General features: G+C 74.4%; 13 protein-coding genes. 5 read left to right on the forward strand and 8 right to left on the reverse strand.

Annotated elements, in window-relative coordinates:
- Positions 1 to 48: 48 nt before the first annotated feature.
- Positions 49 to 1083 (forward strand): SGNH/GDSL hydrolase family protein, encoded by a 1035-nt coding sequence (locus K8Z49_RS46660; RefSeq protein WP_412517093.1) that lies wholly within the window; start codon positions 49 to 51, stop codon positions 1081 to 1083.
- Here the strand turns inward: K8Z49_RS46660 and K8Z49_RS46665 are convergent.
- Positions 1080 to 1661: a TetR/AcrR family transcriptional regulator gene (locus K8Z49_RS46665; protein ID WP_412517094.1), complete on the reverse strand. Its 582-nt coding sequence runs from the start codon at positions 1659 to 1661 to the stop codon at positions 1080 to 1082. The two genes, K8Z49_RS46660 and K8Z49_RS46665, sit on opposite strands and share 4 nt — an antisense overlap.
- A 70-nt stretch (positions 1662 to 1731) precedes the next feature.
- Here K8Z49_RS46665 and K8Z49_RS46670 point away from each other — a divergent pair, with 70 nt between their 5' ends.
- Positions 1732 to 2307, forward strand: a complete 576-nt coding sequence (locus K8Z49_RS46670; protein ID WP_021599620.1) for a dihydrofolate reductase family protein — start codon at positions 1732 to 1734, stop codon at positions 2305 to 2307.
- Here K8Z49_RS46670 and K8Z49_RS46675 read toward each other — a convergent pair.
- A complete protein-coding gene (locus K8Z49_RS46675; protein WP_412517095.1) occupies positions 2291 to 5176 on the reverse strand; it encodes a BTAD domain-containing putative transcriptional regulator in 2886 nt (961 codons plus the stop codon). The genes K8Z49_RS46670 and K8Z49_RS46675 overlap by 17 nt on opposite strands.
- A gap of 101 nt (positions 5177 to 5277) precedes the next feature.
- Between K8Z49_RS46675 and K8Z49_RS46680 the strand changes: the two genes are divergently transcribed.
- Positions 5278 to 6336 (forward strand): class I SAM-dependent methyltransferase, encoded by a 1059-nt coding sequence (locus K8Z49_RS46680; protein WP_021598570.1) that lies wholly within the window; start codon positions 5278 to 5280, stop codon positions 6334 to 6336.
- 25 nt (positions 6337 to 6361) lie between these two features.
- Positions 6362 to 7333: a CapA family protein gene (locus K8Z49_RS46685; protein WP_075019941.1), complete on the forward strand. Its 972-nt coding sequence runs from the start codon at positions 6362 to 6364 to the stop codon at positions 7331 to 7333.
- On the opposite strand, the gene K8Z49_RS46690 is transcribed toward K8Z49_RS46685, so the two are convergent.
- From K8Z49_RS46690 to K8Z49_RS46700, 3 genes are all read right to left on the reverse strand, one after another.
- On the reverse strand, positions 7328 to 8224 hold the full coding sequence (locus K8Z49_RS46690) for an SDR family oxidoreductase (RefSeq protein WP_021598568.1): 897 nt from the start codon (positions 8222 to 8224) through the stop codon (positions 7328 to 7330). The two genes, K8Z49_RS46685 and K8Z49_RS46690, sit on opposite strands and share 6 nt — an antisense overlap.
- Complete coding sequence (locus K8Z49_RS46695) at positions 8221 to 8817, reverse strand: TetR/AcrR family transcriptional regulator (protein ID WP_412517096.1); 597 nt, start codon at positions 8815 to 8817, stop codon at positions 8221 to 8223. The genes K8Z49_RS46690 and K8Z49_RS46695 overlap by 4 nt, the downstream gene beginning before the upstream one ends.
- A gap of 75 nt (positions 8818 to 8892) precedes the next feature.
- Positions 8893 to 9480, reverse strand: coding sequence for a TetR/AcrR family transcriptional regulator (locus K8Z49_RS46700; protein ID WP_024936667.1), 588 nt, complete (start codon positions 9478 to 9480; stop codon positions 8893 to 8895).
- 56 nt (positions 9481 to 9536) lie between these two features.
- On the opposite strand from K8Z49_RS46700, the gene K8Z49_RS46705 reads away from it, so the two are divergent.
- A complete protein-coding gene (locus K8Z49_RS46705; protein WP_021598565.1) occupies positions 9537 to 10358 on the forward strand; it encodes a class I SAM-dependent methyltransferase in 822 nt (273 codons plus the stop codon).
- On the opposite strand, the gene K8Z49_RS46710 is transcribed toward K8Z49_RS46705, so the two are convergent.
- The 3 genes from K8Z49_RS46710 to K8Z49_RS46720 form a co-directional block, all read right to left on the reverse strand.
- The gene (locus K8Z49_RS46710) at positions 10359 to 10841 is read right to left on the reverse strand and encodes a pyridoxamine 5'-phosphate oxidase family protein (RefSeq protein ID WP_412517097.1); all 483 of its coding nucleotides are present in this window, start codon (positions 10839 to 10841) and stop codon (positions 10359 to 10361) included.
- 31 nt (positions 10842 to 10872) lie between these two features.
- Entirely contained in the window at positions 10873 to 15117 is a 4245-nt protein-coding gene (locus K8Z49_RS46715; RefSeq protein WP_412517098.1) for a hypothetical protein, read from the reverse strand.
- Positions 15118 to 15259: 142 nt separating this feature from the next.
- The gene (locus tag K8Z49_RS46720) at positions 15260 to 15829 is read right to left on the reverse strand and encodes a TetR/AcrR family transcriptional regulator (protein WP_412517099.1); all 570 of its coding nucleotides are present in this window, start codon (positions 15827 to 15829) and stop codon (positions 15260 to 15262) included.
- Positions 15830 to 15866 lie beyond the last annotated feature (37 nt).

The raw sequence follows: 15866 nt of genomic DNA on the forward strand, positions 1-15866 counted from the left end.
CCCGGGGCGGCTCACGGACGTCTGGACCTTGGGACGCGAAGGAGAACGATGATCAGCCCGGTCGCGTGGGTGCGGGGCCGTCTCGGCGAGCGGGAGGCCGCGCTCGCCCTGCTGGTGGTGCTGCTGGCCCTGGCCGTCGTCCCGCTGGTCCTGCTGCCGGCGGCGCGGTGCGAGGTCTTCGGGAGCGGGTGCCGGACGCCGGCGCCGGAGGCGCGGGCCGACCCGGTGGCGACCACGAGGGCGCCGACTCCGCTGGAGGTGGCGACGCGCGGCTCCTACGTCGCGCTCGGCGACTCCTACTCGGCGGGCGTCGGCGCGGAGGCGACGGTGGCCGACCAGAACCCGCTCGACCGCTGCCACCGGACGTCCAAGGCGTACTACCACGAGGTCTCGAAGGCGTTTCGCTTCGCGAAGGGCAGCGCGTTCTGGGCGTGCTCCGGCGCCAAGACCGGCGACGTGCTGAAGGGGCGGGGCGGTGAGCCCCCGCAGATCGGCCGCATCGGCGCCGACACGAGCCTGGTGACGATCAGCATCGGCGGCAACGACGTCGGGTTCTCCAGGGTGCTGGCGGGCTGCGTGGTGCGGCTGCCGTGGAGCAAGGGCTGCACCGCGCAGGGCGAGGAGATCGCCGGGCGGATGGCCGAGCTCCGCCGGAGCCTGCCCGACCTGATCGCGAAGATCACCGAGCGGGCGCCCCGGGCGCGGGTGGTCGTGATGGGGTACCCGAAGGCGTTCTCCGAGGTCAGCGGCGCGGACGGGGACAACATCACGGTGTCGGACCAGCGCTGGCTGAACGCGCGCACCTACGACCTGGACCGGCTGATCCGGCAGTCGGTGGCGGAGGCGGACGCGCGGAAGGTCTCCGGGCGGCGCCCCGGCAGCGTGGAGTTCGTGGACGCCTACAGCGCGTTCGCAGGCCACGAGGTGGGCAGCAAGGACGCCTACATGAACGGCCTGACGCTGAACCTGGCGGCGCTGGAGGCGGAGCCGCGCAGCTACCATCCGACGGTCGCGGGCCAGCGGGCGCTCGCCCGGCTCTTCGTCGACCAGATCAAGAAGGGCCCCGGCCGGCCGCTCTTCTAGCCGTCCTCGCGCGGGGCGGCGCGCTCCACCGCGAGCCCCACCAGTTCCTGGACCTCCTCGTCGGAGAACACCCCCGGCAGGGTCAGGTGCTCGACGATCAGCCAGTTGAGGGCGAGGTAGAGCAGGCGGACCGAGGTGGCGTCGCCGGGCAGGCCGGAGTCCAGGTGCTGGGCGATGTTGGTCTCGACGTCCGCCCGCACCCGGTCGGTCAGGACGGCGCGCAGGGCGGGCCGCCGCGTCGCCTCCAGGCGGAGTTCCAGCAGCGCGAGGTAGCCGGTGCGGAACTCGGCGATCCGGCCGACGGTCTCCCGCAGGATCTCGGTGACCTTGGCCAGGTCGCGCGGGCCCTCGCGCACCCCGGCCACGGTGGCGGCGTCCGGTGTGAGGCGCTCGTAGATGCGGCCGCCCGCCTGGGTGAACAGGTCGTCCCGGTTGGCGAAGTAGTTGGAGGCGGTGCCGGTCGGCACGCCCGACTCGGCGTCCACGGCGCGGAACGTCAGCCCGCGCGCGCCCTCCCTGGCCAGCACCTCGATGGCGGCGTCGACCAGGGCCGCCCTCCGTTCGGTGTTCCGCCGCATGTTGACACCACTCCATCTGTAGTACTACGTTCAAACCACTACAGAGAGAGTACTACGATGGAGTGTCGGTATGCGAAAACTCGTCTACTACGTCGGCGTCAGCATCGACGGCTACATCGCCGGCCCCCGCGGCGAGGTCGACTTCTACCCGCTCGGGGACGACATGGCGGCCTGGATCAACGAGCGGTATCCGGAGACCGTCCCGACCCACGTCCGCCCGCAGGCCGGGCTGGAGGACGCTCCCAACAAGCGGTTCGACACGCTGATCATGGGCCTCGGAACCTACCGGCCCGCGCTCGACATCGGCGTGACCAGCCCGTACGCGCACGTTCGCCAGTACGTCGCGTCCACCTCACTGGAGGCGATCGACGATCCGGGCGTCGAGCTGGTGCGGGAACCGCTCGGCACCGTCCGGGAGCTCAAGGCCGAGAAGGGCGACAAGGACATCTGGCTCGCCGGCGGTGGCCGGCTGGCGGCCGTCCTCCTGCCCGAGATCGACGAGCTGATCGTCAAGTCCTACCCGGTGGTGGCCGGAGCGGGGGTCCCGGCCTTCGCGGGCGAGTTCCGTCCCGCCCGGTTCACGCCGGAGCGGCGCGAGTCGTTCGGCAACGGGGCGCAGGTCACCTGGTTCAGCCGGAGTCCGTGACGCCCGCACGCGGGCGCGCGTCCCGAGATCGGGCGTCGATGGCGTTCAGCGCGTACAGGGCGGCGTCGGCCGGGCCGAGCGCGGCGCCCGCCGCGCGCGCCTCGGCCACCGCGGCCGGCCCGAGCGCCGAGCGGGCCCGCGATTCGAGCGCGGCGAGGTCGTCGGCCTCCCGGCCGTAGGGCGCCGGGCCGAGGGCGGCGACGGCGGCGGCGAGGACGATCGCGTCGCGGTGGCCGCCGAGCCGGGAGAGCAGGATCGCGGCCGTCCGCAGCGTCGGCCACTGGTGCGTCCAGTCGCCCTGGCGGCGCCAGTGGCCGATCGCGGTGGCGACCGCCGGCGGCGCGGCCTCGGGCCGGCCGTGCCGGGTGCGGCACGCGGTGGCGGCGACCAGCGCGACGCCCTCGATCAGCCGGTTGCCGACCTGCCGGGCGGTCCGGACCGCGGTGTCGAGGTCATGGACGGCGGCGATGCCGTCCCCGGCGGCCGAGATCTCTCCGGCGAGGTAGTGCCGCCAGGCGGCGAGGGTGGGGGCGGCGGCGCGGCCGGCGAGGGGCCGCAGCCGGGCGGCGTGCTCGCGGGCGGCGTCCGGGCGGCCGAGGTACGCCGCGGCGATGCCGGCCGTCACGTGGCCGAGCGCCCGGAGGTGGGGGTCGGCGGCCGTGAGGAGTTCGGCGGCGCGCCCGGCCACGTCCTCGGCGTGGCCTCCGTAGCCCGCGGCGTCCGCCATGAGGAGCGCGGCCATGTTCCGTTCCGGGGCGCCGGGACGGGCCAGGCCGTGGCCGGTGCGTGCGAGGGACTCCGCGGCCGGGAGGTCGCCCCTGTTCAGGGGGCCGATCGCGGCGAGGACGTGCAGGGCGGCCGGGGCGTCCTCCCCGAACGTCTCCAGCGCCCGCGCCGCCCAGTCCGCGGGTTCCAGGACCAGCCGGTGGTAGGCGTAGCCGAGCAGCGCCACGGTCAGCCGCCGGACGAGGTCGGCGTGCCGTCCGGCGGAGGCCCAGGCGAAGGCCGCGCGCAGGTCGGGCAGGGCGTCGTCGATCCGCATGGTCCATTCGGCCTCGCCGGGTCCGCGCATCCCGGCGTCGGCCCGTTCCGCGAGGTCGGCGGCCCAGGCGGCGTGCCGGCCCTGGGCGGCGTCGAGGTCGCCGCGGGCGGCGAGCACGTCCCGCCCGTAGCCGCGGAGGGTCTCCAGCAGCGCGAACCGGGCCCGGCCGCCGCGCAGCTCCGCGGTGACCATGGAGCGCTCGACCAGCCGGGCCAGGACGTCGCGGACGTGCTCGGGGTCGCCGCCGCAGGTCGCCGCGGCCGCCGGCGCGTCGAACGAGGCGGGGAAGACCGACAGGGCGGTGAAGACCTCGCGTTCCGCGGGGGCGAGGAGCCGGTAGGACCAGTCGACCGCGGCCCGCAGGGTGCGGTGCCGGCCGGGTTCGGTGGCCCGGACGCCGTGCAGCAGCGCGAACCGCCGGTCGAGCCGGTCGAGCAGGTCGCGGGGCGTGTAGGAGCCCATGCGGGCGGCGGCCATCTCCAGCGCCAGCGGCAGCCCGTCGAGGTGGCGGCACAGCGCGGCGACGGTGGCGGCGCCGGGGCCGTCCGCCCGGAAGGCGGGGTTGACGGCGGTCGCGCGCTCGGTGAACAGCCGGACGGCGGGGGCGTCCGCGCCGTCCGCGGACAGCGGGGACAGCGGCACGACGCACTCTGCGGCGACGCCCGTGCGTTCCTGGGCGGTCACGAGCGCCGTCACGCCGGGGCAGCGGGCGAGGACGGTGGTCACCAGTGCCGCGACGGCGTCCAGGACGTGCTCGGCGCCGTCGAGGACGAGGATCATGTCGCGCGCGGCGAGCGCGTCGGCGAGCCGGTCGGGCCCCTGGCCGCTGACGCCCAACTCCTGGGCCACCGCGTACCAGACCCTGCCGGGGTCGGCGACGGCGGCGAGGTGCACGACGCGGGCTCCGTCGAGGCGGGCGGAGGCCTCGGCGGCGGCGACCTCCGCCGCCAGGCGCGACTTCCCGACCCCCGCGGGGCCGGTGATGGTGACGAGCGCGTGCTCCTTCAGCAGGTCCAGCACGAACGCGCGTTCGTCCTCCCGCCCGATCAGCGGGGTGACGGGGCGGGGCGGGCGGCGGGCGGCCGTGAGGGGTTCGGCGGGCGGGGCGGGGTCGGGTTCGGCCAGGATCGTCGCCTGCACGGCCCTGATCGCCGAGGACGGTTCCAATCCCTCCTCGGCGAGGATCCCGTCGTAGGCGCGGAACGCGGCGAGCGCCTCGGCCTGGCGGCCGGAGCGGTGCAGCGCGAGCATGAGCAGTCGCCACGGCCGTTCCCGGAACGGCTCCGCGACGGTCAGGGCCCGCAGGTCTGCGACGGACTCGGCGAACCTGCCGAGGGTGAGCAGCGCGGCCGCCCGGTCCTCGCGGCAGGAGGCGCGCAGCTCCGCCAGCCGGGCGGCCTCCGCCTGGCCGGGCGGGTGGTGCGCGAGGTCGGTGAAGGCGTCCCCGCGCCACAGCGCGAGCGCCTCCTCCAGGAGGCGGATCCGGTCGGCAGGGCGGTCGGCGGACCGGCCGCGTGCGGCCAGCCGCTCGAACCGTCCGGCGTCGGTCGACTCGGCGCCGGCGGCCAGCAGGTACCCGCCGGGGCTGCGCTGCAGCAGCCCGGGGCCGAGGACGCGGCGCAGCCGGGACACATACGACTGGACGGTCGTGGCGGCGGAGGCGGGCGGGTCCTCGCCCCACAGGGCGTCCACCAGCGGGCCGGCCGACACCGGGCATCCGGGCTCCAGCAGCAGCGCCGCCAGCAGGCGCCGCTGGTGCGCGCTGGTGAGCATGATCTCCCGCTCGCCGTCCACCAGCACCAGCGAGCCGAGCACCCGGAACTCCATGGCCGTGAACCCCCGTGCGGTCGCCGCCGCGTGCAAGCGCCGTGCAAGGCGGCTGCATGTGCCGAGGCCTATCTCTTCGGTAGAGGAGGAAAGGAGACCTCATGACCGAATATAGCCCGGGTGCCCTGTCGGAACGGCTGTTCGGGCAGGCAGTGGCCACGATGGAGGCCGCGGCCGTCTGGCTCGGGGGGCGGCTCGGCTGGTACGCGTCGCTCCATGAGGACGGTCCGGCGACCCCCGAGGAGCTCGCCGGGCGGACCGGGGCGCAGCCCAGGTACGCCACGGAGTGGCTGGAGCAGCAGGCCGTCGCGGGCGTCCTGGTCCGGCTGCCGGACGGCCGGTACGAGCTCCCGGCCGGGCACGCCGAGGCGCTGCTGGACGCCGACAGCCCGGCCTGGACCGAGCCGCTGGTCCGCCAGATCATGGCGGCGGTGCTGCAGCTGCCCGCGATCGCGGAGGCGTACCGGGCCGGGCGGGGCGTGCCCTGGGACGCCTACGGGGAGGACATGTCCAACGCCCAGGGCGACCTCAACCGGCCGATGCTGCTGCACGCCCTGCCACGCGACTGGGCGCCGCAGATCCCCGGGCTGCGCGAGCGGCTCGCCGCGGGCGCCCGGGTCGCCGACGTCGGCTGCGGGCAGGGCTGGTCGGCGATCGGGCTGGCCAAGGCCCATCCGCGGATCGAGGTGGACGGGTTCGACCTCGACGACGTCGCCCTGGACGCCGCGCGCAAGCACGCCACGGAGGCCGGCGTCGCCGACCGCGTGCGGTTCCACCGCGCCGACGCCGCGGCGGGGCTCCCGGGCGGCCCGTACGACGTGCTGATGCTGGTCGAGTGCCTGCACGACATGCCGCGCCCCACGGAGGTGCTGGCGGGGATGCGGGCCGCGGCGGCGCCGGACGCGGTCGTGATCGTCGTCGACGAGGCCGCCGACCAGGTCCTCACCACGCCGGGCGACGAGGTCCAGCGCCTGCTGTACGGCTTCAGCCTGCTGATCTGCCTGCCCGACTCGCTCAGCCACGACGGGTCGGCCGGGACCGGGGCGGTCATGCGCCCGGGGACGCTCGCGGCGTACGCGACGGATGCCGGGTATGCCGGGGTGGAGACGCTCGACGTGAGCGACACCGGCTTCTGGCGGATCTACCGATTGAGGATGTGAGGCCCCCAAGGATGGCGAGCACGGCATGACGATCACGGTGGCGCTGGCCGGGGACACCATGCTGGGCCGGGGCGTGGCGGACGAGATCGCCGCGTCCGGCCCGTACGGGCTGTTCTCCGGCGGCGTGCGAGAGGTCTTCGCGGAGGCCGATCTCGCGGTGCTGAACCTGGAGTGCTGCGTGTCCGGGCGCGGACGGCGGTGGGACGCGCCCGGCAAGCCGTTCCACTTCCGGGCGCCGCCGGCCGCGGTCGAGGCCCTCGCCGATCTCGGCGTCGGTTGCGTGACGCTCGCCAACAACCACGCGCTGGACTTCGGACGCGACGCGCTGGCGGACACGCTCGCCCTCCTCGGCCGCGTGGGCATCCGCACGGTGGGCGCCGGGGCCGATCTGGAGCGGGCGCGGGAGCCGGTCGTCCTGGACGCCGGGGGAGTGCGGGTCGCGGTCGTCGGCGTCACCGATCACCCGTCCGACTTCGCCGCGGGCGCGGGCCGTCCGGGGGTCGCCCTTGCCGATCTGGAGCGAGGCGTCCCCGAATTCCTGCTGGACGAGGTGCGGCGGCTCCGGGACGAGCACGACGCCGTGCTCGTCCTGCCGCACTGGGGCCCGAACATGACCTCCGAGCCGCTGCCGTACGTCCGGCGGGCGGCGCGCGCCCTGGTGGACGCGGGCGCGACGCTCGTCGCCGGGAGTTCGGCGCACGTCTTCCACGGGATCGCCTGGCCGGTCATCTTCGACATGGGCGACTTCATCGACGACTACGCCGTCGACGCCGGGCTCCGCAACGACCTGGGGCTGGTGTTCCTGGTCAGGCTGGAGGCCGCCGGGCCGTCCCGGATCGAGGCGGTGCCGCTGCGGCTCGACTTCTGCCGCACCCGCCTGGCCGAGGGGGCGGACCGCGCCTGGATCGCCGACCGGTTCACCCGGGCCTGTGCCGGGTTCGGCACGCCGGTGACCGTCCGGGACGGCCGGTTGGTCGTCGACGTGCCGCGGTCATAGCGGGTCGCCGAGCGGCCCGTACTCGTCGACCAGCGCGTCCGCCCAGTGCGCGGCGAAGTCGGGCTGGGTCCCGTCGACGTCGGTGAACCCGTACTCCTCGTACAGACCCCAGGTGGCCAGGGCCCGTCCCGTCTTGCTCATGATCTCGGGGTCGGCGGCGAGGGCGGCGACGGCGCGCCCCAGGTACGCCGGGGTCTCGGAGTACGCGAAATGCGGGTCCTTGGCCACCGCCTCCCGCCAGTTCTCCTCGGTGACGCCGAAGTGCTCCAGCACGTGCTCCGAGCGCAGGAAGCCGGGCGTGATCGCGACGGCGGCGACCCCGTGCGGCCTCAGCTCCGCGGCCTGCGCGAACGCGAGCCGGATGACGCTCGACTTCGCGAGGTCGTAGAAGAACGATTCGCGGTAGCGGGCGGTGTTGCCGTCGGTCACCTCCACCACGAGGCCGCGTTTCCGGGCGACCATCAGCGGCAGCATGAACCGGCTGGTGATCACGTGGGTCTCGACGGCCTGCCGCAGGAGCCGCAGCCCCCGGTCGAGGTCCTGCTCCCATAGCGGGTGCTCCCAGTCGGTCAGCGGGTCGCCTCCCCACACCGAGTTGACGAGGACGTCGAGCCGGCCGTCCTGCTCGGCCGTGATCCGCCCGGCCAGCGCGCGGACCTCGTCCGGGACGCTGTGGTCGACGCGGACGGGGATGCCGGTCCCGCCGGCCGCCGTGACCAGCTCGGCGGTCTCCTCGATGGTCTCCGGACGGCCGAGGTCCGACCGCTCGGACCCGCTGCTGCGTCCCGTGACGTACACGGTCGCCCCGGCCGCCCCGAGCTGGACGGCGATGCCGCGCCCGCCGCCCCGGGTGCCCCCGGCCACCAGCGCGACCTGCCCTTCGAGCGTCATGGTCCCTCCTTCGCGTGCGGCGCCAGGACGGTGCCGATCTCGTGCGCGAGCCGGTCCGCCAGCGTTCCCCGGCGGTCGAGCGCCCACGTCAGCCCGGCCCCCGCGATGGCGACCTGGACGGATCCGGCCACGGCCCCGGTGTCGGTCCCGGGCCGGAGCTCGCCGCCTGCCACCGCCTCGTCCAGCAGCATCTCGATCACGCGGCCGTGCGCCTCGTGGACGGCCAGCGCGCGCTCGTGGAACTCCCGGTCGGTCAGGTCCATGCACAGGAACGCCAGGTGGTTGGCGTACTTCTCCGGCGTGGCCAGCTCGGACATCGACGCGGCGGCGAACGCCCGGAGCGCCGCGAGCGGGGACTCGTGCCCGTCCCGCGCCCGCTTGTGCAGCGTGCCGGCGTCCTGGACCGACCGCTCCGCCAGCGCCAGCAGCAGGCCCCGCTTCGACCCGAAGCGCTGGACGAGCGTGCCCGGTACGAGGCCGACCTCGTCCGCCACCGCGGCGAGCGTGAGCCTCGCCGGGCCGACCCTGCCGATCACCTCGACCGCCGCCCGCAAAATCACCGCGTCGTCCACGCCCCGCGGCCGCCCCGCCATCGCACCTCCATTAATGAATGAACGTGCATTTATAAAACCACGCCGGCGGCGCCGGGGCAAGTGCGCGCGGCGCGATCAGCGCAGGACGCCGCCGATGACCGTGGTCACCGTCTTGCGGACCGCCTCGGGATCCGGTGCGGGAGCCGCCCGGTCGGCGTACTGCAGGTGCCCCGCCCCGAGCAGGGTGGGGGCGAGCACCTCGACCTCGGCGTCCGGCGCGATGCGGCCGAGGTCCCGTTCGGCGGCGAGGTAGGCGGCGACCATCTCCACGGCCTCGGTGATGACGGGGAGCCCGGCGGGCCAGGTCGTCCGCAGCCGGGCGCGCAGTTCGTCCCGGAACGTGATGAGCGGGAGGATCGCCATCGCGACCGACTCGAACACGGCCGTCATCGCGGCGGCGAGGTTGCCGACCACGGTGCCGGCGCCGGCGGAGTCGCGCAGCACGGCGGCCTGGGCGTCCATCCGGCGGGCGCGGTCCAGCACGAACTCGGCGAGGAAGGCGTCGAAGTCGGCGAAGTGCCGGTGCAGGACGCCCTTGGCGCAGCCCGCCTCCGCGGTGACCGCCCTGCTGGTGAGGGCGCTCGGCCCGTCCCGCAGCAGGACGCGCTCGGCGGCGTCGAACAGTTGCTCGCGCACGTCGCGCAGGGCGACCCCGGTCGGCACCGTGGATCCCACCTCTCCCGTTGACGAGTGGGCGCTTGCCCATTCATAGTGGGCGCATGCCCACTCTACCGTCCCGGCAAGCGGACAGCTCCCCTGCCGAACCCCATCGTGCCAGGCACGTCGCCGAGTCCTTCGGCACGGACGCCGCACGCTACGACCGGACCCGTCCCGCCTATCCCGACGCCATGGTGGACCGGATCGCCGCCGCGAGCCCCGGCCCGGACGTCCTGGACGTCGGCTGCGGCACCGGCACCGCCGCCCGGCAGTTCCAGGCCGCCGGCTGCACCGTGCTGGGCGTCGAGCCCGACGCCCGCATGGCCGCCTTCGCGCGGCGCCGCGGCCTCGACGTCGAGGTGGCGGCCTTCGAGACCTGGGACGCCGCCGGCCGCGACTTCGACGCCGTCGTCGCCGGGACGGCCTGGCACTGGATCGACCCGGTCGCGGGCGCGGCCAAGGCGGCCCGGGTGCTCCGCCCCGCCGGCCGCCTCGCCGCGTTCTGGCACGTCTTCCAGCTTCCCGCCGAGGTCGCGGACGCCCTCGTCGAGGTCTACGAGCGCGTGGCGCCCGGCTCCCCGCTCTCCGGCCAGGCGGGGCGGCCCGCCCTGGACGTCTACCAGGCGATGTTCGACAAGGCCGCCGACGGCATGCGGCAGGCGGGCGCGTTCACCGATCCCGAGCAGTGGCGCTTCGACTGGGAGCACCACTACACCCGGGACGAGTGGCTCGACCAGATGCCCACGCACGGCAGCCTGACCACCCTCCCGCCCGAGAAGGCGACGGAGGTGCTCGACGGCGTCGGCGCCGCCATCGACGCGCTGGGCGGCGGCTTCACGCTGCCCTACGTCACGATGGCCGTCACCGCGACGCGGACCGGCTGATCAGAGCGTCACGCGGCGCCGGGTGTCGGTGCCCGTGGGGTTGCGCGGGTCGCGGCCGGGCAGGTGCACCTCCCACCCGGTCGCGTCCGCGTGGTACAGCCGCCACGGGTTGTCCCCGACGAGGTCCCGCGGTTCGAGCCGGTAGGCGCCGGGATCCACCTCCGCGAACGCCTCGGCGCACCGCCGCGGCAGCTCGTCGTCCGGCACCCTCGACGCCACGGCGTCGAGGTAGACGGCGCGGCCTTTGCCGATCTCCACGGACGAGTCGTAGATGACGATCGCAACCTCGGGGCGCGCGGCGACGTTCTTCGAGTGCCGCGCGTCCGGAGACGACACCCAGTAGAACGTCCGGTAGCCGGCGTGCGTGAAGTACACCGGCGACACCCGCGGCCGGCCGTCGTCCTCGCTCGTTGCGAGCGTCATGTACCGGTTCCCGTCGATGACGCTCCGCGCCAGCTCGTCCAGATCATCAGGAAGGCTCATCCTGAGATCTTCCTGCAGATCGCTCGCCCGGTCAGGGGCAGACGGAACGGAATCTCTGCCCGGGGACGTATCGGGCCCACTCTCCGGCGGTGAGCGAGCGCCCGGCGATGGCGCAGACGGCCGCGTAGGGATCGCGGGGGGCCGCCACGTCCCACTGCCGCACCGTCCTGTCGGCGCCGCCGCTGATCAGGGTGCGCCCGTCCGGGCCGAAGAGCACGGCGGCGACGGCCCCGTCGTGCCCGGTGAGGGGACCGCTGATCTGCGTTCGCGTTTCCGGGTCCCACAAGTGGATCTCTCCGTCACCACTTCCGCTGGCCAGGGCTCGCCCGTCATGGCTGAACGCGATGGAACCCACATAGGCGGTGTGGCCGGTGAGGGCCGCGCCGATCTGCCGATGGGCGCGGACGTCCCACAGCCGGACCGTGCCGTCGAGGCTGCCGCTCGCCAATGATCGGCCGTCAGGGCTGAACGCCAGGGAGGAGATGATGCCTTCGTGGCCTGCGAAAGGGGCGCCGATCTGCCTGTGCGTCCTGCTGTCGAACAACCGCACCGAGTTGCCGTCGCCCTCGGTGGCCAGGGTGCGCCCGTCCGGGCTGAAGGCCACGGGTCCGCTGTAGTCGCCGGAGCCGGTGATCGGTGCGCCGGTCTGCCGCCAGGTTCGGACGTCCCACAGCCGGACCGTGGAATAGCCGTCCACGACGGCCAGGGTGCGTCCGTCCGGGCTGAAGGCCACGGATCCGCTGTAGTCGCCGGTGATGGGGGCGCCGGTCTGACGCCGGGTCCGCACGTCCCACAGCCGGACCGTCTTGTCGTTGCCGCCACTGGTGGCCAGGGTGTCCCCGCCGAGGCTGAAAGCGACGGATGTGACGCTCTCGGCGTGCGCCCTTTCGAGCAAGGCGATCTGACGGCGCCGGTGAAGGTCCCAGAACCGCACTGTCCTGTCCGCGCTGCCAGTGGCCAGGGTCTTTCCGTCGCGGTTCAGCGCCAGGGAGGTGATCTCTTCCCGATGACCGGCGAGCGGGTCACCGACCTGCCTGTGCGTGGTGAAGTTCCACAGCCGCACGGTGCCGTCTGTGCCGCCGGTGACCAGGGTGCCGCCGTCATTGAGGAAGATGATGGACGTCACCGAGTGGGTATGGCCGATGAAGGGCTCACCGAGCTGGCGCCGGGTATGAACGTTCCACAGTCGCAGGGTGTTGCCGCTGTCACCGATGGCCAGGGTGCGCCCGTCCGGGCTGAAGGCCAGAGAGGTCACGTCGCCGTCGTGGGCGGTGAGAGGACCGCCGACCGGCTTGCGCGTCGCGGAGTCCCATAGCCGCACCACGCTTTTCCCGCCGGTGGCGAGCATGTTCCCGCTCGGGCTGAACACCGCGGTGGGGGGCATCGAGTCGTAGTCGACTTCGAGAGGGGCGCCGATCCGCTCACGCGTCCTGGTGTCCCATATCTGCACCTTGCCTTCGGTGCCGATGGCGAGACTGCCGCCGTCCGGGTTGAACGCCACGGATGCGGGTTCGCCCCGGCCGGTGAGGTCTTCTCCGATTTGCTCGTGCGTCCTGGCGTCCCACAGCCGGACCATGCCGTCGCCGCTGGTGGCCAGGGTGCGTCCGTCCGGGGCGAACACCATCGCGTCGACGGGGTTGCCGTGATCGGGGAGCGGCGCTCCGACCTGCTTGCGCGTCCTGACGTCCCAGAACAGCACCCTGTGATCGCCGCCGCTGCTGGTCGCCAGGGTGCGCCCGTCGGGGCTGAAACTCGCGGAGACCGCACCGTCCAGGCCGGTGAGCGGCGCTCCGACCTGACGGCGTGTCCCGATGTCGACGAACGACACCTCGTCCAGGGTGCCGAGCGCGAGCGTGCGTCCGTCCGGGCTGAGCTCGGCCGCGGTGATCGAGTCGGCGCGCGAAGTGAGAACGCCGCGCTCGGGCCTGCTCAGCATGAAGAGCAGGTTCGCGCGGGTCGCGGGTGCCGGGTCGATGCGCCAGGCGGCCGCGGCCAGCAGTGCGGAAAGGGCGGGGTCGGTGGCCTGGAGCCGGCTCTGGGCGATGAGCTGGCGGGAGACGGCCAGGTCCCGCTGATCCCGTGCGTCGACGGACGAGCGGACGGCCGTGGCGGCCAGGCCCAGTGCGAACACCACGAGCACGGAGAAGGCGGCCAGCACGGCCCGGCGGCGGCGCCTGCCGCGGATCCGGGCGCGGGCGCCGGCGGCGAGGAAGAGACGCGCGGTGTCGGTCAGGGCGGGGAAGCGGCCGGGGTCCGCCTGCCAGCGGATCCGGGCGCTCTGGACGGCGGCCAGCCGTTCGCCGCGGAACAGGAAGGAGGCGGACCGGCCGTGGCCGGCCCATTCGCCGGCGGCGTCCACGAGCTGGTTGTAGAGGGCGTGATCGGACAGGTCCGCCTCCAGCCAGCCGCGCAGTCGCGGCCAGGCGCGCAGCAGGACGTCGTGGGCGATCTGAACGCCGGAGTCGTCGACGACGATGAGCCGCCGCGCGGCGAAGACGTCCAGGATCCGGTCCGTGCAGGCGCGTCCCCGGTCGGAGTGACTGGCGTGCAGGTCCGGGCGCTGGACGGTGCGCCGGGCGAGCCGGCCGTCGCGCGAGACCGCCGTCAGCCGGTGGAACACGTGGCGGGCCAGCCGCTGCCGGCCGGGGTCCAGGTCGGCGTAGGCCGCCTCGGCGCTGGTGGCCACCGCCTGCGTGACACCGCCGGTCAGCGCGTAGCCGCGGCCGGTGAGCCGGTCGTCCTCCCGGTGCTCCCAGATCGTCAGCATCGCCTGGGACAGCAGCGGCAGCGCCCCGGCGTCGTAACCGCCGGCGGGCGAGCGCAGCGGGCTGAGAATGGTGTCGATCAGGCCGGGCTCGATGCTCAGGCCGGCGACGTCGGCGGGCCCGGTGATCGCGCGCCGCAGGTCGGCCTCCGCCATCGGGCCCACGACGAAGGGGCCGTCCTGGAGTGCGGCGGCGAGCAGGGGGTGCTGCGCGCACCGGTCGATGAAGTCGCCGCGGACGGCGATCACGACCAGGGCCGCGGAGGCGCCGTCGGGTCCGGCCGGCGCGCTCGCGGCCGCGTGGAGAGCGGTGATGAACGCGTCCCGTTCCACCTCGGCCCGTTCGCGCCGCTCGTCCGGGACGTCCAGGGTGAACAGCTCCTCGAACTGGTCGACGGCCAGGATCAGCCGGGATCCGGTCACGGCCGGGCCGGACAGGCCGCGGCGCCGCGCGTCGGCGTCGAGCGCCTGGCGTACCAGGAGGTGCGCCTGACCGGGCTCCCGCGTGAGCGAGCGCAGGACGCTGGGAGCGTCCAGGCCCGCCAGCCCGGCCACCAGGGTTGCTAAGCGCTCCAGCGGAGATCCGGTGGGCCGGTCGAGGACATGGCGCGGCCACTGCCGGGCCGCCTCCGACAACTCGCCGCGCCCGGCCGCCGGCAGCAGCCCCGCGCGCAGCAGGGACGACTTGCCCGCCCCGGACGCGCCGGTCACGACCAGCGGTCCGGCGCCGGTCAGGCGCTGCGCGAGCCTGGCCACCAGCTGCGCCGTGAGCACCTCCCGCCCGTAGAACACCCCGGCGTCCGCTTCGCTGAAGGCGACCAGCCCCCGGTAGGGGCACCCGTCGGACCACGCCGCCCCGGACTCGGGCGGACGACCCGGGCGGGTCCGCCGCTCGATCGCGGCCACCTGCTCCAGGAGCAGCCGCGTATCGGTGGCCTGCCGGTACCCCAGGTCCACGGCGAGCTGGAGCTGGGCGCTCTGCTGCCGGAGCCGGCCGCCCTGGCGGTCGATGCCCTCGCGGAGAAGCCCCAGCTGAACCCGCAGCTCGGACAGGACGAACCCGAATTCGCCGAACTCCTCGCCCACCGCCGCCAGCCCGGCGGCCAGCTCCGCCTGCAACCGGCGGTCACCGGTCTCCAGCACCGCCTCGATCGCGGCGCCGACCGCCCCGACCTCCCGCAGCAACTCCGCGATCTCGCCGCGCAGCCGTTCCGCCCGCTCCCCGCCGGCCTCCAGGATCCGCTGGACGCCCCGCTCCAGCTCTGACTCCAGATCTCCCTCCGAGCCCTGGACCTCCTGGCCGGCCAGCCGCGCGATCCCCGACCTCACCAGATCGGTCAGGACGTTCCCGCCGACCGCCGTCACCGCCCCGACTCCCGCCGAGGCCACCGCCGACGCCCCGACGACCGGGGTCAGCAACGGCCCGACCGCGCCCGCCGCCAACACCGACAGCAGCACCGGAGTGGACCACCGCCGCGCCTGCGCCCCGGTCGACCCCGTCCATCGGACCACCCGGGCCCTCACTCCGGCCCGCATCAACTCCGATCGATCACTCTGAGTGTCCTCGCGCACACGCCAATCCCAGTGCATCGGGAGCGGCAGGGAGCGGCGAACACCGTAATCGACCAAAAGGTCACGAGGGGTGGCGCAAGGATCAGGCCGGGGGCCAGTTCTTGAGGGCGACGTCGAGGGCGTCCAGGGTTCTGCTCCAGGAGGCCTCCACATCGCGGGGGGTGTGGCTGAAGCTGCCCGCGGTCTCCAGGCTCACGAAGCCGTGGAAGACGCTGCCCAGCATCCGGACCGCGTCGGTCTCGTCGGGCTCTGACAGGTCGTAGGCCCGCAGCAGTGCCCGGGTCATCTCCGAGTGCCGTTTCGCCGCGCTCTTGGCGGCCGTCTCGGGGTCCAACTCCATCCGGGCGGCGGCGTACCTGCCAGGGTGGCGCTTGGCGTAGTCGCGGTAGGCGCTCGCGAAGGCCACCAGGGCGTCCTTGCCCGCGCGCCCCGCCACCGCCGCGGAGACCTCGTCGGCTAGCTCGGCCAGGGCCAGCAGCGCGACGCGAGTCTTCAAGTCGTGGGCGTTCTTGATGTGCGAGTACAGGCTCGCCTCCTTGACGCCGAACCGGCGCGCGAGCGCCGCGACGGTCACGTTGCCGAAGCCGACCTCGTCGGCCAGCTCCGCCGCCGCCCCGGTCAGCCGTTCGACGGTCACCCCCGCCCGAGCCATGGCCCCCTCCTCAATAACCTAGGCTTCTAATGTATTT

This window comes from Actinomadura madurae, assembly GCF_047130825.1.
GTDB lineage: Bacteria > Actinomycetota > Actinomycetes > Streptosporangiales > Streptosporangiaceae > Spirillospora > Spirillospora madurae.

What these genes read in the sequence shown, in the direction of transcription:
- K8Z49_RS46660 (WP_412517093.1), top strand. Translation starts at nt 49, where the DNA reads ATGATCAGCCCGGTCGCGTGGGTGCGGGGCCGTCTCGGCGAGCGGGAG.
- K8Z49_RS46665 (WP_412517094.1), bottom strand. Translation starts at nt 1,661, where the DNA reads ATGCGGCGGAACACCGAACGGAGGGCGGCCCTGGTCGACGCCGCCATC.
- K8Z49_RS46670 (WP_021599620.1), top strand. Translation starts at nt 1,732, where the DNA reads ATGCGAAAACTCGTCTACTACGTCGGCGTCAGCATCGACGGCTACATC.
- K8Z49_RS46675 (WP_412517095.1), bottom strand. Translation starts at nt 5,176, where the DNA reads ATGGAGTTCCGGGTGCTCGGCTCGCTGGTGCTGGTGGACGGCGAGCGG.
- K8Z49_RS46680 (WP_021598570.1), top strand. Translation starts at nt 5,278, where the DNA reads ATGACCGAATATAGCCCGGGTGCCCTGTCGGAACGGCTGTTCGGGCAG.
- K8Z49_RS46685 (WP_075019941.1), top strand. Translation starts at nt 6,362, where the DNA reads ATGACGATCACGGTGGCGCTGGCCGGGGACACCATGCTGGGCCGGGGC.
- K8Z49_RS46690 (WP_021598568.1), bottom strand. Translation starts at nt 8,224, where the DNA reads ATGACGCTCGAAGGGCAGGTCGCGCTGGTGGCCGGGGGCACCCGGGGC.
- K8Z49_RS46695 (WP_412517096.1), bottom strand. Translation starts at nt 8,817, where the DNA reads ATGGCGGGGCGGCCGCGGGGCGTGGACGACGCGGTGATTTTGCGGGCG.
- K8Z49_RS46705 (WP_021598565.1), top strand. Translation starts at nt 9,537, where the DNA reads ATGCCCACTCTACCGTCCCGGCAAGCGGACAGCTCCCCTGCCGAACCC.
- K8Z49_RS46710 (WP_412517097.1), bottom strand. Translation starts at nt 10,841, where the DNA reads ATGAGCCTTCCTGATGATCTGGACGAGCTGGCGCGGAGCGTCATCGAC.
- K8Z49_RS46720 (WP_412517099.1), bottom strand. Translation starts at nt 15,829, where the DNA reads ATGGCTCGGGCGGGGGTGACCGTCGAACGGCTGACCGGGGCGGCGGCG.